The sequence below is a fragment of the Paenibacillus hebaui genome (assembly GCF_051934385.1).
Taxonomy (GTDB): domain Bacteria; phylum Bacillota; class Bacilli; order Paenibacillales; family Paenibacillaceae; genus Paenibacillus.
Genome location: NZ_CP196836.1, coordinates 1,874,822 through 1,890,215, shown reverse-complemented (window position 1 = coordinate 1,890,215; position 15,394 = coordinate 1,874,822). Strand labels below are relative to the sequence as shown.

The window sequence follows — 15,394 nt, the reverse complement described above, 5'->3', positions numbered from 1 at the left end:
TATAGATTAGCACTTCGTTTTTAATTAAATAGGATGATTAAGCAATCAGACAGCCAAAGGAGTACCCTGAAGATGAATGCACCTGCATTACAGACTCCTCTTCTGTGGGGAGATAAGCGATTCCATACATGGAATTACGAGATGAGAAATGAATTTAACAACAAAGTTTTTAAAGTGATGCTGGATGCCGGATTTACTTGTCCGAACCGTGATGGTTCCATTGCCAAAGGCGGCTGCACGTTCTGCAGCGCTCGTGGGTCAGGTGATTTTGCCGGCAGCAGACGCGACGATCTGGTTACCCAATTCAATACCATACGAGATAAACAGCATTTGAAATGGCCTACAGCCGACTACATTGGCTACTTTCAAGCCTATACAAATACGTATGCGCCGGTTGAGGAGCTTCGTGAATATTTTGAAGTCATTTTACAGCAGCCTGGTGTCGTCGGTTTGTCCATTGCTACACGCCCCGACTGTTTACCGGATGATGTTGTGGATTATTTGGCTGAGCTTAATGAACGCACATACCTGTGGGTTGAAATGGGGCTGCAAACGATTCACGATTCCACATCCACATTGATTAATCGTGCGCATGATACCCAATGTTACGAAGAAGCTGTTGCAAAACTGCGCAAACGGAATATCCGTGTCTGCACACATATCATTTACGGTTTACCCCAAGAGACTCATGAGATGATGCTGGACACCGGACGTGCCATCGCCAATATGGATGTACAGGGAATCAAGATCCATCTGCTTCATCTGATGCGCAAAACCCCGATGGTGAAGCAATACGAAGCCGGGCTTCTTCGCTTCCTGGAACAGGATGAGTACATCAAGTTGATCGTGGATACGCTCGAGATGCTTCCACCGGAAATGATCGTACACCGTCTTACTGGCGATGCACCGCGTGATTCGTTGATCGGCCCCCTGTGGTCCCTGAACAAATGGGAAGTGTTGAATTCCATTGACCGTGAGCTGGCGCAACGGAATTCATGGCAAGGAAAGTATTGGAGGCGAGCATAGATGGGCTTTCTATCGGTTCTGAGCTGTGCACATCAGTGGGTCGCTTCCCGTCTGCAACCTGGAGACCTGGCTATAGATGCAACGGTAGGCACAGGTGCGGATACGTTATTTTTGGCACAAAAGGTAGGTCAGCGCGGTCAAGTCATCGGTTTCGATATTCAAAGTGAAGCCCTGACTCTGGCACAGGCAAGAATTCGCAAACAAGAGGACAGTGCCAAGCTCGGCTCCATTTCTCTGCTTCAATTAAGCCATGACCGAATGGCTGAAGCGGTGCCTGAAACATGGCAGGGTGCCGTTGGTGCTGTCATGTTCAACTTGGGATATCTACCCTCGGAAGACGCAGACTCCTCCATTATTACGGAAACGGACAGTACCATTGCCGCACTGGAGGCTGCACTTGAATTGCTTAAGCCTCGCGGCATTATTACGGTTGTGCTGTATCCGGGTCATGACGGAGGTGCACAGGAAGCGGATTCCGTACTGAAGTGGTCCTCTGCTCTGCCTGTAGAACAGGGACAAGTTGTGATCTATCGCCAATTGCAGCGTGAAGCTTCCCCTTTTCTGATCGGCATAGAGAAAAAGTAATTTCCTTTGTTCACCAAATACAATAAACTAGACACAATCGTAACAAAGTACCTTTCCCGTTCTTTATCATGCGATTTGTGTACTACATAAAGATGTGCAAACGTATTCACTGTATGTTACATTCCTGCCGAATTGGCGGCAATGACTGATTAAAGCGATCCACCACTTCATATACTAGAGGAGAGATTAGGAATGCCTACGCCATACCCACTGCAATTTCAACCAGAGTTCAAAGAACGTGTATGGGGAGGTCGCGCGCTGGAGCAATTCGGCCTGACGCCGCCTGAAGGACATATTGGAGAAGGATGGATGATCGCGGACCATCCCAATGGAACAACCAAAGTATTAAATGGAACATTAACAGGCAAAGGTCTGGATGAAGTCCGTGAACAACTGGGCACAGCATGGCTTGGAACGAAAGGTGTATCGGAAAAAGGCGGAAGATTTCCCCTTCTGATCAAACTACTGGACTGTAATGATGATCTGTCTGTACAGGTTCATCCAACGGATGATTACGAAGCCCTCCCTTCTGGCGAGCTTGGCAAAACGGAAATGTGGTATGTTCTCGATGCCAAACCGGGAGCACACATCATCTATGGACTGAATGAGGGTGTTGATCGTGCTGTTCTGAAGGAAGCACTGGAGAACGGTACAGTAATGGATACACTTCGTCAGGTTCCTGTAGAAGCGGGAGATACGTTCTTTATCCCTGCTGGCACGGTACATGCTCTCTGTGCCGGTGTCGTTGTCGCTGAGATTCAGCAAAATTCAGATACAACCTATCGGATATACGATTATAATCGACCGGGCCTGGATGGCAAACCACGTGAGTTGCATGTGGAAGACTCCCTAAATGTAACGGCTTATGAGGGTGCTGGTGCCACTACGATGAAAACCAATGACGCAACGCCTGGGGAATGGCTGAAGCTTGCGGAATGCCCTTATTTCGTTGTTGAAAAAGGTATCGTTACGGACCGTTGGGAGCTCTCTACAAGTACTGACAGCTTCACTATTCTTGTTGTCTGTGAAGGCAGCGGAACGCTGGAGTGGGATAATAAGGAATCAGAGAAAATTGAATTGAAAGCCGGACAATGTTACTTGCTTCCTGCCAATCTGGGCTCTTATACGCTGGATGGCAATACCACTGTTCTCCGCTCATATCTACCATAGAATTAGTTCTAACGTAACCTGTGAAGGAGGGTTTACACGAGATGCAGGAATCTACCTTTGGCCTGGTTGGCAATGATGGTACCCGTATTCATGTGTACCGCTGGATCCCCGATCCGGAACGCCACGTCAAAGGCGTAGTACAGATCGCACATGGCATGGGTGAGACCGCAGCCAGATACGCTGAATTTGCCGAACATCTCACCAGACATGGTTACGCTGTCTACGCCAATGATCATCGCGGTCATGGCAAAACCGTTGAGAATCCTAATATGCTAGGCAATGCCGGAATGGATGCCTTTCGCTGGATGGCGAGTGACATGATCAATCTAGGCGAGGTTGCAGCCAAAGAACACCCTGCTGTACCTCTCTTTCTGATGGGACACAGTATGGGATCGTTTTTGGTACAGCATCTAATGTACGCAGGACACGAGCGTTACCATGCCTTTATTTTGTCCGGGACCAATGGCAAACGTGGTCTGCTGTATATTGGAGAGAAACTGGCCTTCTTGCAATGTGGTATTCAGGGGGCTGCACATCCAAGTATGTTGCTCAATGCGATTGTATTTGGTGGGTTCAACCGCTCTTTCCGTCCGGCAACAACACCGTTTGATTGGCTGTCACGAGACTCTGAAGAGGTGAAACGCTTCATTGATGACCCTTTGTGTGGGGCTGTCTGTACCGCAGGATTTTTCCGCGATTTTTTCAAAATGCTGCTGGAAATCCACAAGCCACGTAATATGAAAAGGATCCCCAAAGATAAACCTGTATATTTGTTCTCCGGTGAACAAGATCCGGTTGGACTTCATGGAAAAGGAGTCTTTAACCTGGTCTCACAGTATCGGGAACTTCAGCTTGAGCATATTGAATACCGCTTGTATCCTGGCGGACGCCACGAAATGCTGCATGAGACGAATCGGACGGAAGTAGCCCAGCACGTCGTGGAATGGCTGGAAAGACATACACCTGATTCTAGTGTCGAAAATCAGATGGCAGATAGTGAAATCATCGATTCTGTATAACTTATTGGATATAACGATGAAAAAGCCCCTGAACAGGTGCTCAGCTCTCGCTGCGCTCCATGTTCAGGGGCTTTACCTTTAACTTTATAAAAATGGCAAGTCACCTTTAAATATTATGGATGAATGGATTATCCTTCAATCAACAAGGATTCCGGATCTTCAAGCAGTTCTTTCACAGTCACGAGGAAACGAACGGCTTCACTGCCATCGATGATTCGGTGATCGTAAGAAAGTGCGATATACATCATTGGACGGTTCTCCATCCGTTCTGCATCAATGGCTACTGGACGAAGCTGGATCTTGTGCATACCGAGAATACCCACTTGAGGAGTATTCAAAATTGGTGTAGACAACAAGGAACCAAATGTTCCGCCGTTGGTGATGGTGAACGTTCCTCCTTGCAGATCAGATAGCGCCAGTGTGTTAGAACGAGCTTTGGATGCCAGATCAGCAATACTCTTCTCGATCTCGGCGAAGCCCAAACGATCGGCATCACGTACAACTGGTACGACAAGACCTTCTTTTGCAGATACGGCGATGCCAATATCATAGTATTTTTTAAGTACAACATCTTCGCCATCAATTTCCGCGTTGATCGTTGGGAACTTTTTCAGAGCGCCTACAACTGCTTTGGTAAAAAACGACATGAAGCCAAGATTGATTTCATGTTTTTCTTTGAACTTGTCCTTGCGACGTTTACGAACGTCCATGATCGCGGTCATGTCTACCTCATTAAAGGTAGTCAACATTGCTGCTGTCTGCTGTGCTTCTACCAAGCGCTTGGCAATGGTCGCACGACGACGAGACATGCGTTGACGCTCCACGGGTTTGGTATACGTGGAACCTCCAGCAGCTGGGGCACTAGGTGCTGCCGCGGGAGCTTTGGCAGGAGGAGCTGGAGGAGCCGCTGGCTGAGTACTATGACTCTTCACATCATCCTGATATACGCGTCCGATTGGGTCCTTGCTCTGAACCTGATCCAGCTCGATTCCGCGCTCACGTGCAAGTTTGCGGGCGGACGGTGAAGCTGTTTTGGAGCTATCCGAAGACTCTGGAGTTGCGGCAACTGGCGCTGGTGGTGGAGTTGGAGCTTCTGGTGCTGTTGTTGCCGCCTGTTGCTGCTCCGTTGCTGGTGGCTCGGAAGCGGACGTACCGCTTCCTCCTCCAGCTCCAGCAGCGAGCGTACCAATCGTTTCACCAATCACGACAGTCTCGCCTTCCTGACGAATAATTTTCTCGAGTACGCCAGTCTCTTCAGCACTGATCTCAATATTGACTTTATCCGTCTCCAGCTCCAGAAGGACATCCCCCTGATTCACGGTTTCCCCTTCTTTAACCAGCCATTTGGATACCGTTCCTTCTGTTATCGACTCGCCCATTGCAGGTACTTTAATTTCACTCACAGCTGTTACCTCCCCAGTGGAATATTATTCTTCGTCGTTTGTTTCAATGCGGATGTAATGATCTGTTGCTGTTCCTTGATATGCACAAGCTGATAACCGCTGGAAGGACTCGCATGTTCCGGACGACCTTCATATCTAACGGTTGTGCCTTCTGGCGCGATTTCACGTAGGCGAGGCTCCATATATGTCCAGGCACCCATATTTTTATTTTCTTCCTGAACCCACACTAACTCTTTCAGCTTGCTGAAACGTGCGAGTACACGTTTGATTTCTTCCGCCGGAAATGGATACAGCTGTTCGACACGAATAATGTGAAGCCATGACCGATCTGCTTTATCTTTTTCAAAAGCATCTTCCAGATCGATGGCGATCTTGCCACTGCACAAAATAATGCGCTCTACCTGATCCGGCTTCGTGCCAAGTCCTGCTTGCTCCAACACCAGCTCAAACTTGCCTTCGCTGAATTCTTTTGCAGGTGATGCGACACGCGGGTTACGGATGAGACTTTTCGGCGACATCATGACCAGTGGACGGGCATCTTCTGTTTCGGTCAATGAAGCCTGACGACGTAACAGATGGAAATATTGAGAAGCGCTCGACAAGTAAGCAACGGTCATGTTGTCTTCTGCACATAGTTGAAGGAAACGTTCGAGACGAGCACTGGTATGCTCTGGGCCCTGACCTTCGTTACCATGCGGAAGCAGCATGACCAGGCTCGATTTCTGAGACCATTTGGCACGACCAGCAGATACAAATTGGTCAAAAATAACCTGTGCACAGTTCGCAAAATCCCCAAATTGTGCTTCCCAGATGACAAGCGTATCTGGTGAATATACGTTATATCCGTATTCAAATCCAACAACGGATTCCTCGGATAAAGGACTGTTATAGATCGCAAAGGATGCTCGAGCTTGTGGTAGATGATGCAATGGGCAAAACTTTGTTCCGTTCTCCGAATCATGAAGTACCAGGTTCCGATGAGCGAATGTAGCCCGCTCTGCATCCTGTCCGCTGATCCGAATTGGTTTACCATCAGCCAGAATGGTTGCAAAAGCAAGTGTCTCCGCAAGGCTCCAGTCTACCTTTTCACCCTCGTTCAAAGAGATGCTTCTGCGCTGCAAAATACGTTGCAACTTCGGATACACATTAAAATTCTCAGGCCATTTCAGCAAATCGGCATTGATGCTCTGTAGATCCTTCAGCGGTACCGCTGTAGGAGTAACCGAAACCACCTCAGGTTCACTGATTTGCCGTTGGTAATATTCATGAACTTCATTTTTCTTCATCTGATCGTAAGCTTCTTTTAATCGATTCGTTACGGCATCACGAATGCTGGTAATAGATGCATCGTCGAGAACCGATTCCTGTTTCAATTGATCCTGATACAAGTGACTTACCGTAGCATGGTTCTTAACCTTGTCATAGACCGTTGGCTGTGTTGTTTCCGGATCATCTGTCTCGTTATGTCCGTAACGGCGGTATCCGATCAGATCAATCAGGAAATCTTTTTTGAAACGGTTGCGGTACTCAGCAGCCATGCGAATGGCCGCAATACAAGCTTCAGGATTGTCCGCGTTCACATGTACAATCGGAATTTCGTATCCTTTGGCAAGGTCACTTGCATAGTACGTTGAACGTGAATCGCTGCTGTCTGTAGTAAATCCGAGACGGTTATTTACGATAATATGGATGGTTCCACCATTTTGGTAACCTGGCAAGGCTTTGAAATTGAGCGTTTCTGCTACAATTCCTTCCCCAGGGAAGGCCGCATCACCATGCATAAGAATCGTTGCTGCTTTGGTTACATCCTGCTTTGGATAACCCGGATCACGGCGATCATCCTGTGCTGCACGTGCAAATCCCTGAACAACCGGGTTTACATATTCCAGATGACTCGGGTTGTTCGCAAGTGTTAGACGCGCCTGTACAGCCTCTCCCTCTTTGACAAAACGATTCGCACCCAGATGGTATTTGACATCCCCCGTCCAGCCATAGTTGATTCCTGTTGAACCTTCAGATGGAACCAAATCCTTGTTCGGAGAATGATGAAATTCAGAGAAAATTTTGCTGTAGGGTTTGCCCAGTACATGTGCCAGAACATTCAGCCGTCCACGGTGGGCCATCCCCATCAAAATATGACTTGAGCCGGCATGTGCCATTATGCGGACAGCTTCATCCAACATCGGTACAAGCACATCGTTACCCTCAATAGAGAAACGCTTTTGTCCAACAAATGTTTTGTGCAGGAAATCTTCAAATTGCTCCACTTCAACCAAACGTTCCAACAAAGCTGTACGTTCCTCTTGATTAAGCGGCGCAGGTGAAGTGCGTGATTCTGCACGACGGTTCAGCCACTCCCGCTCTTGAACTTCATGCACATGACTAAATTCATAAGCAATAGGACCGGTATAGATTTGCCGTAAACGCTGGATGGCATCTAATCCCGTTACAGTCTGTCCATCTGCACCTTCCCAAATCAGCGAAGCTGGCAGAGCTTTCAGATCTTCTTCATTTAATTCAAAATGCTTCGGTTCAAGCAGGGATGTGTCTGAAGCCTCGCTGATTCCCAGCGGATCAATATCTGCTGCAAGGTGACCATATGTGCGGATATTCCATACCAATTTCCCCGCTGTAACCGCTTTCTGTAATAAATGAATATCCACGCTTCCGGAAGCAGTTTGGGCTTTGACGGAATACGAGGTTGTATGTGCATCTCTGCCAGACATCGGCGGAGCACCCCATTGTTCAAATAATTCCCGATAGGCTGGTGTAACCGAACCAGGATCTTGAGTGTATAACTCATATTGTTCCTGTACATATCCCATATTGGGGCCATAGTAACTTTCCCAGGGCTTCTTGTTGCCTTCCACGATCGTCATCGACGTTCCCTCCGTCTTGATTTAGTCATAAGGTTTTGACGGAAATCATTGACTAAGCTGTAATTTGCGTTCGTTCAACATTTTAAGCGATATTTTTCATGAAGTCCAATAATCGTGCTGTTGGTGGTAGTAACGTTAGTCCGACGCTCCCGTCAAGGTTTGTCTGCGTTTTCAAAATCATAGTAAAATAATGATTGTATATACCGTCGCACAGATGCCGAATACTGTCCTGATCCGTTCGAAGGTTACACCATCTTCAACTTTATCAAGTGAAGTGCGTGTTCTACTATCTATTCTATAAACTTTTGCGCTCAGGAGCATTTCCTATTTTTACTTCAATTGATGCATAAATTAGATCAATCGAATAATTGATGCATTCTAGGCTACAATTATCGTCTGATTTTACCCCCTCTAGTTAGAATTGTGGTCCATTATGCTCAAAAACAAACCGTCCAGTTAAACATTAACCATTTGGAATGGTATTTAACAAAATAATGGGTGTTTGTTACGATTTGCGATTTCAATGTATTACGCCGAAAGCCACCATAAATGCATAAAGCATCATTGGTGGCTTTTTTGGATAAGAATTTTCATAACGTTCTATCGAGATGTTCTATCGAGCTACCTTGAATCCTTCAGCTCCCTACACCGAAGTAAGTCGTTTAGTGCGGTACCTGAGATTGAAAATCCTTCCGGCTGGACTGATCTGCATGGTATAAGACCACGTCACCATCCTTCATCGGCCATGTCCTGCCTTGACTGTCTACTGGGTTGCTGTTAAACCCCTCCATCTGCCATTGATTCATTAATGGCGCGTAAATATATTGCAGGTGTGGTGCATCAGTATTGCCATTCCGTAGTGACTCGATATTAAAGTTAACGACAATATAACCATTCTTCAAGAAGATGTCTGCCTTCTCATCCAACAGATTTTGTCTCGCGAGCGGTACGAGATCCGTTCCCTTCGCTACAGCGTAAACATCCGCTGGCAGACTGTATTCACCATACCAACGCTGAATGGCTGCATTCGCTCGGTCCGCATTGACTCCAGAGGGAATGTCTGTCCTAGGACCAATCAACGTGCGGATGGGAGCCGGCAGAATCATCCAATCGTAACGACCCACCCACGTTTTCTGGTGAGAGGTCTGATCCACCAGACGGACCATGTGTTCAGCAAGTGTATTCCGGCTCCGTTCCTCGTCAGTCAGTTCATAAGTATACTGGTATCGCGCCATATCGCCCAGTTCTGCGTTAGGTACATTCCGCAATCGCGAGTTTAGGATAACAAAGCGTTTTTCCAGATCCTGCGCCGAACCAATCCGAATGAGTCGTTCCTGACCTCGATGGTAGTACAAATCCACGTCTTGTCGGGAAGAACCGTCTTTGTTCACAAAAGCAAAAGTTGGTGTAATTCGAATACCATCCTGTTTGCCAGACATATTGCCTTTGGTCTTCAGGTCAAACTTGATGTGGTATCCCGTTTTTACGGCCACATTACGGAATCCTTGTACTGGATGGCTGCCTGGTCGAATGGGTAATACAAATGGGGCCAGGTTGCCTCGTGGATCACCATCAATGCTATTCATCCCAGTCCAGTAGCTATGCCCCGTTGGTTCGGGACTGCCCAATCGCTTACGAAATACATTTTCCCAGTTGTAATCCGAGATATCGGTGACGTGAAAATCATACAACCTTCCGATGACATCTACAGGTACGGTGTCGGCTGCAACATGATGTGCCAGATTGGTATTGGCGTCCTGTTGCTCCGTGAAGTTCGCAGGTGCATTCTCTGCAATATTGCGGAATTCAATACGGTATTTTCCCTCATCCACCCATACCGGAAGATAGAACGAAGTATCCAGTTGATTCACCGGAATATCTACCCATGTCGTGGCAGGGATAAACTGACTCCGGTCAGCGTTATAGACATCAAACGGGAATTGCACCTGTTTGATACGAAAATACTTCGCATAATCCCGGTTACCATAACCCGGGTAATTTGATACCTCCAGATGCTGCCCTGAGGTCGGGATACGCACGATAAACGGACGCTCCAGAATGAGCGCAGCGCTGTTTGGATCAGGTACTGTCTTCTGGTTATGCGGCTGGTCATCCGACACCCAAGCGTAGTTTACAACAGGGGTGTGCACCGTGACGGAGTTGATCCCTTGTATAAGAAACTTCTGATCACTCCCTCCGTTAATATTGCCGGGAACTAGACCATAGGTGATCTCACCAGTTGTTGCTTGCTTCGCCTTATTGACTAGTGAATTCTGGATCGTTAAACGGCTTTGGTACAGAACGTTGTCTCCAATCATTCCAGGCTGCGGAATCGTCCCAGGCCGTGGGGCCGCTTTGTCCACAGGAGCAGGGTCCATCACAATGGTACCATCAAACACTACATGGTCATTATTCACTTTGTTTTCTCTGACCTCAGCTTCTGCTTTGGATTGAAACAGTGACGTTTCAACTGGAGTAGAAGGCTCATCGGAACCACCAGGAACCGTTTGTGAGCCCAGGTCAATCTCATTACAAGACGCCGGCTTTACATGCTTGGCAACGCCACTATCACTAGCCGATTGCAAGGTAGGCGGTGTATATCCGTTGGGATTCAGGGTTACTATCCCGCCATAGCCGCCAAGTGCATAGTTAGATACCGTAGCCTGGTCCAACTTATACACTTCTAGGTTATCGATCTGCCAATAACTATACGTACGAATCACTTGCATGGACTTATCTCCAGGAACGTCACGTTCTCTCGGCTCTGGAGGTGTTCCCGGATCATCTTCACCTCTGGGTGGCCTTCCTGGTATGGTCCATGTTTTATGATAATTTTTCTTCACGTTAACGGTATACGTCACCGTTCCTGTCATGTTCACCCAACGGTACTTGAACAAATACCCCCTTGCCATAACGTTTGCGTAAAGATCTTCAGACGTCGGAATACCACGGGTAACATCAAATTTCTCAGCTCCCCGATCATCCGCCTTGAGAACGCCTCGAACGGATGGATCCATAACGGTTGCTTCGATAATGGTACCCTTAACAGGAGGACTGATAGTTACGGGGCAACCCACGACACTACCACCTGGATCGGTTTCACCTCCATTCCCATTGTCTGTACAATCCTTAACCTCAAGACTCTGAGTTCCTTGCTCATTCAGTTGCTGGTTAGTATCCAGGAAATGAGCGGTGATCGTCGTACTTCCAATGATACCCTTAATCGCGATTTTCCCATCCGAACCTATGGTCGCGACAGTCGGATTGGAGCTTTGCCAAGTCAATTTTGGATGTGCTGTAAGCTTATGAACAGATCGATCCGGTTTGGTTAGTACAGCTTCAGCCTGTATTGGTGTAGATGTGTTGGCTTTGCAGGCGTTGGGCAGATTCACAACAAGCCCCGGTTCAGATGTAACCGTAATGGTCGCAGTATCCGAGATCAGGTAGGTTCCATTGTTCCAGATAGCGCGAACAGTCACAGTACCTGGACTTTCAGCTTTTAGCATTCCAGTTTTGAGCTCAATGCTCGCAATCGTCTCATCAGAGGAGAACCATTTGATCTCCGCTTCTCGACGGGATACGTCGATGCCAGTACTAAAATCAATTGCACCATAGTTTCTGGTACTGACTTCGGCTTTCATCTGCTTGGTTTGTCCAATAGTTAAAGTTGTATCTGGGGTTACGTCGATTTCTTTTTCTTCTTCTAAATCGCCTTCCCAAACGATGTCCATTGGTGTGAAATAAGCAACATTGTGTTTAATACACCCTTCAGTTGTTCTTCCACCATTTTCAAATGGATCATTCTGAGTCCATTCATGATTTCCACCAGTTAATGTCCTGATACCAACTACTGTGCTTGGAGGTGTTATAACAGTTCTTCCCACCCCTGTATATGATTCTTGTTCTGGCTTTGTTTGGTATTCTACACTTTTTATTTTAACTTCTTTGAAACTTGAGGCTGACAAGTTGTTGCCGCTATACTGTGGCCATGAAACAGCAGGCCAACGCGAAAAGTCAACACTGTCCGGCACTTCTTTCAAAGCGGGATAGGGAGTTGAACAACTTCCCGCATTACTAGTATATGTGGGACCACCACTGTGATCTGCTCTGAATCTCCCATCATCTATTTGATACCAGTAAACCCCCGGTGTTCCAATTGTTTTTTCTGCTTGAACAGATTTTAAAATAGGACTCCTCATTGATTTTGGACCATAAGGATCACTTTCGGCATAAATAAAATTAGACACAGATAATCCCGTCACACCAATAGTTATGATACAGATTACAAGCAACATTATGGAACATTTGAACACGGGCAACCGTATTCGTTTCTTCATAAAGGTACATTACCTTTCCACTAATTCATATTTTGAATTTTTAATTCTCCAGCACCGTCTGATTGGATATGGTACGTTCCATTTTGGAAATCCAAAGTTGATCTAGTCCAGAATCGAACCTTTTTCCCTTTGACAATGAGCTCTCTAGGGCTGTTTGGGATAGTAATTAATCCATTCTTTTTTGCGTATTCCAAATCCAAACGTCTAAACTTCAATAATCCACTACTTAGGCCACTGCTATAGGTAATTAAGTCAGTTTTATCTGTGTTAGATGTAAAAGATATTTCCGCGAAAGTCATATAATAATTCCCATTTACAATGTTGGGTTCGATAAATAATTTAGTATATACCCCTTGAGGTTTACCGTTTTGCACCTTAATTACAATAAATCGATGCAGTTGAAGGGTGCCTGAATTGTTAGAAAGAGTAATATTTCCCTTCGATAAATCACTTACCTTGACCGAGTCTTTAGTATAAAAATAATTACTAATCGTCGTTAAATTTGTCCCGGTTGTGCCGACCTCACGCATTTCATTCAAATCACTGTATTTCCCCGCATCCGTACCCTCGACATCCATATAACGCAGCAAAATGGCGGATACTTCAGCCCGAGTGGTTGGATCAGTCGGTTTCAATGAACCATCGTCAAATCCTCCTACAATGCCTGTGCCACGAACAAGTGCAAGATAAGGAATCTGGTCGGCACGAATCGTGCCTCGATTTACTTCAGGTGTAGGTAACAGTGTGTTTTTGGTATCGTTAAAAGCATCTTGGAAACTCGCTCCGGACTTGATCAGTCCATTCGCAATCCACTTCATCATCTCATAGCGAGTCAGCTCGGCATTAGGATTGAATCCTTTCGGATAATCTGCGGCGTTAATGAACCCTTGTCCCACCAATTGTGTGACCGCCGTCTCAGCCCAGTGTCCCTTGAGATCTGCAAAAGGATTCGCACCCTCTACCAGCTTCAGTCCGGTCGCCCGGCTGAGAAGTGCAGCATACTCTCCACGAGTAATTTTCGCATTTGGACGGAAAGTTCCATCCTGATAACCCGAGATCAGCTTGAGGTCATACGCCTTGACAATGGTCGCTTGCGCCCAGTGTCCTTTGATATCTTTGAACTTGGTAAGGGCAGATGCCGACGTTCCCGCCTTACTGCTGCTTGTAGCAGCATCCGCTTTAGATCCCCCTCCTACAGGTCCACCAGTGAACAGTGCTCCTGCCATCAAGGCTGTCGCCAACATACCAATGACCAACGCATTACGTTTTAGTTTCTTTCCCTCTAATCTTCTCTGTTCCTTCAATCTACTCACTCTCCTATGTACCTTAGTGTGGGGCCTTTTTTCCACTGATTCAGCACTCGTACGACTCTTTGAACCAAATTCTAAATTTGTCATAATCATCAATATTCTACCATGCAAATCTAGGCTATTGGTATTATTTATCAGAAACCCCATCACCTCAAGGCATGCATCCCTCCTCCCTAAGACCCATTTAACCACTTAAAACACAAAAAAAGGCCACGAATCCGCAGATTCATAGCCCTTATGCTTTAAGGTAATGTTCCTATTCAATTTCCAGAAAAAATGAGTACCCTCATAGAATAAACGATTTCGTCTCATTTGACCAGCCTAAAAATTTGATGCAAAGTATCACATGTCTAGGGTCATCTATTCTACAGTGTAGCGTATCCTATTGATTACCCGCATTATGCTGCGTCCCTGACACTTCATTTCGTCGATAGATCATATACTTTGCAAATGGCGTCAATTGAATTTCTCTGACCTGCTCCAAAGTAAACCAACACGCACCCATCGAATCCTCACCATCAGGTTCCTTTTGAATATCTTCGGGCCGACTCGCGCTTGTCAAATATACATCGTACAAAATCCCAATATGGTGCAGTTCTTCCGGCTCATCTTGATGCAACCACTCCATAACGTTCGACTCAGCAGAATGAATCATCAATTGTACATCCGTAAGGCCCGTTTCTTCTTCAATCTCGCGGTGAAGAGCGGTCTCCGGTTGCTCACCAAACTCCAGCCTACCACCAGGCAAATCCCATTGACCACGATATACTCCGCGTGCCTTTTGAATCAACAGGATTTTTTGTTCCCAAGTAACCAAACCATATACACCCAGATGTGTATAACGATCCACTTAAAGGCTCTCCCTCTCATCATTAGATGCCTGACTTGTTCTTCCAATCTACGAATGCGTTTATTCATCTGATAGAACGATGGAGTGACCTGTTTCTCCGTCTACTCTATCCTCGGGTTTCAGGCGAATTATGTTCACTTTTGATCCTCCTCTGTAACACTATCCAGATCCAGCGCCATACGAATCATATCCACACACCTAATCCCATCTTCAATAATCTCTTCCTCATAATGTCTTACAAAGAAGTCCCGATCGACCCCGATAATGCGGAAACCGCAACGTTGATAGAGCTTCAATTGATGAAAGCTCGAGTTGCCTGTCCCAATCTCCAGAATGCGACAGCCAAGTCTTCTTGCAGCTTCTATTGCTTCCTTAATCATATGTTTGCCGACACCCTGTCCTTGTAGTTCCTCCTGTACGGCAATATTAACAATCTCTGCAGTCTCCGGACGAGTCTTCAACAATACGAACTCCCCTACCATTTCTCCTTCATACTCCGCAATAAAACAAACGCCCCGGCTTAAGTATTCGTCCACAATAGCTTTTGAAGGATCAGCCATTAATAAGAGTTCATAAGGTTTTTCTTCTTCCCAGTCCAAAATCCGGAACGACAATCTCACGACAATCTCCACCTTTTCATCGAACAATATTCACTAACGTTCCGTTTGCAGAAGCCTATGTATGGCTAGATCTCCAAATATATAACAATCATATCTATACAAATGTTTGATATACATTCAGATTATTTTCCCTTTTTAAAAAAACTCATGTTAGTACGGAACGATTTTGGTGTTACTTGTTTAGTCTAACTGTTT

The 15,394-nt window shown here is 46.2% G+C and carries 10 protein-coding genes; 4 read left to right on the top strand and 6 right to left on the bottom strand.

The features are described from left to right. Window positions 1–72: 72 nt before the first annotated feature. The 4 genes from ACR32F_RS08605 (at window position 73) to ACR32F_RS08590 (ending at window position 3,800) form a co-directional block, all read left to right on the top strand. Complete coding sequence (locus tag ACR32F_RS08605; RefSeq protein WP_440117985.1) at window positions 73–1,026, top strand: TIGR01212 family radical SAM protein; 954 nt, start codon at window positions 73–75, stop codon at window positions 1,024–1,026. Next, on the top strand, window positions 1,027–1,611 hold the full coding sequence (locus ACR32F_RS08600) for a class I SAM-dependent methyltransferase (RefSeq protein ID WP_440117983.1): 585 nt from the start codon (window positions 1,027–1,029) through the stop codon (window positions 1,609–1,611). It begins immediately after the preceding gene. 192 nt (window positions 1,612–1,803) lie between these two features. Then, window positions 1,804–2,781, top strand: coding sequence for a type I phosphomannose isomerase catalytic subunit (locus tag ACR32F_RS08595; RefSeq protein WP_440117981.1), 978 nt, complete (start codon window positions 1,804–1,806; stop codon window positions 2,779–2,781). A 41-nt stretch (window positions 2,782–2,822) separates the two neighbouring features. Beyond that, window positions 2,823–3,800 (top strand): alpha/beta fold hydrolase, encoded by a 978-nt coding sequence (locus ACR32F_RS08590; protein WP_440117979.1) that lies wholly within the window; start codon window positions 2,823–2,825, stop codon window positions 3,798–3,800. A 128-nt stretch (window positions 3,801–3,928) separates the two neighbouring features. Here the strand turns inward: ACR32F_RS08590 and odhB are convergent, their stop codons facing one another. The 6 genes from odhB to ACR32F_RS08560 all read right to left on the bottom strand — a co-directional run bounded on the left by odhB (window position 3,929) and on the right by ACR32F_RS08560 (window position 15,193). Further along, window positions 3,929–5,203, bottom strand: coding sequence for a 2-oxoglutarate dehydrogenase complex dihydrolipoyllysine-residue succinyltransferase (gene odhB, locus ACR32F_RS08585; RefSeq protein ID WP_440117977.1), 1,275 nt, complete (start codon window positions 5,201–5,203; stop codon window positions 3,929–3,931). A 5-nt stretch (window positions 5,204–5,208) separates the two neighbouring features. Continuing rightward, window positions 5,209–8,082, bottom strand: coding sequence for a 2-oxoglutarate dehydrogenase E1 component (locus tag ACR32F_RS08580; protein WP_440117975.1), 2,874 nt, complete (start codon window positions 8,080–8,082; stop codon window positions 5,209–5,211). A 662-nt stretch (window positions 8,083–8,744) separates the two neighbouring features. Further along, on the bottom strand, window positions 8,745–11,966 hold the full coding sequence (locus ACR32F_RS08575; protein WP_440117973.1) for a DUF5704 domain-containing protein: 3,222 nt from the start codon (window positions 11,964–11,966) through the stop codon (window positions 8,745–8,747). 473 nt (window positions 11,967–12,439) lie between these two features. Beyond that, window positions 12,440–13,723 carry an S-layer homology domain-containing protein gene (locus tag ACR32F_RS08570; protein ID WP_440117971.1) on the bottom strand — a complete coding sequence of 428 codons (1,284 nt, stop codon included), beginning with the start codon at window positions 13,721–13,723 and terminating at the stop codon, window positions 12,440–12,442. Between the two features lie 388 nt (window positions 13,724–14,111). Beyond that, a complete protein-coding gene (locus ACR32F_RS08565; RefSeq protein WP_440117969.1) occupies window positions 14,112–14,579 on the bottom strand; it encodes an NUDIX domain-containing protein in 468 nt (155 codons plus the stop codon). A gap of 134 nt (window positions 14,580–14,713) precedes the next feature. Next, window positions 14,714–15,193 (bottom strand): GNAT family N-acetyltransferase, encoded by a 480-nt coding sequence (locus tag ACR32F_RS08560; protein ID WP_440119745.1) that lies wholly within the window; start codon window positions 15,191–15,193, stop codon window positions 14,714–14,716. Window positions 15,194–15,394: the final 201 nt, after the last annotated feature.

Bases quoted from the DNA above. Each gene is read 5' to 3' on its own strand.
- ACR32F_RS08605 (WP_440117985.1), top strand. From the start codon at position 73: ATGAATGCACCTGCATTACAGACTCCTCTTCTGTGGGGAGATAAGCGA.
- ACR32F_RS08600 (WP_440117983.1), top strand. From the start codon at position 1,027: ATGGGCTTTCTATCGGTTCTGAGCTGTGCACATCAGTGGGTCGCTTCC.
- ACR32F_RS08595 (WP_440117981.1), top strand. From the start codon at position 1,804: ATGCCTACGCCATACCCACTGCAATTTCAACCAGAGTTCAAAGAACGT.
- ACR32F_RS08590 (WP_440117979.1), top strand. From the start codon at position 2,823: ATGCAGGAATCTACCTTTGGCCTGGTTGGCAATGATGGTACCCGTATT.
- ACR32F_RS08580 (WP_440117975.1), bottom strand. From the start codon at position 8,082: ATGACGATCGTGGAAGGCAACAAGAAGCCCTGGGAAAGTTACTATGGC.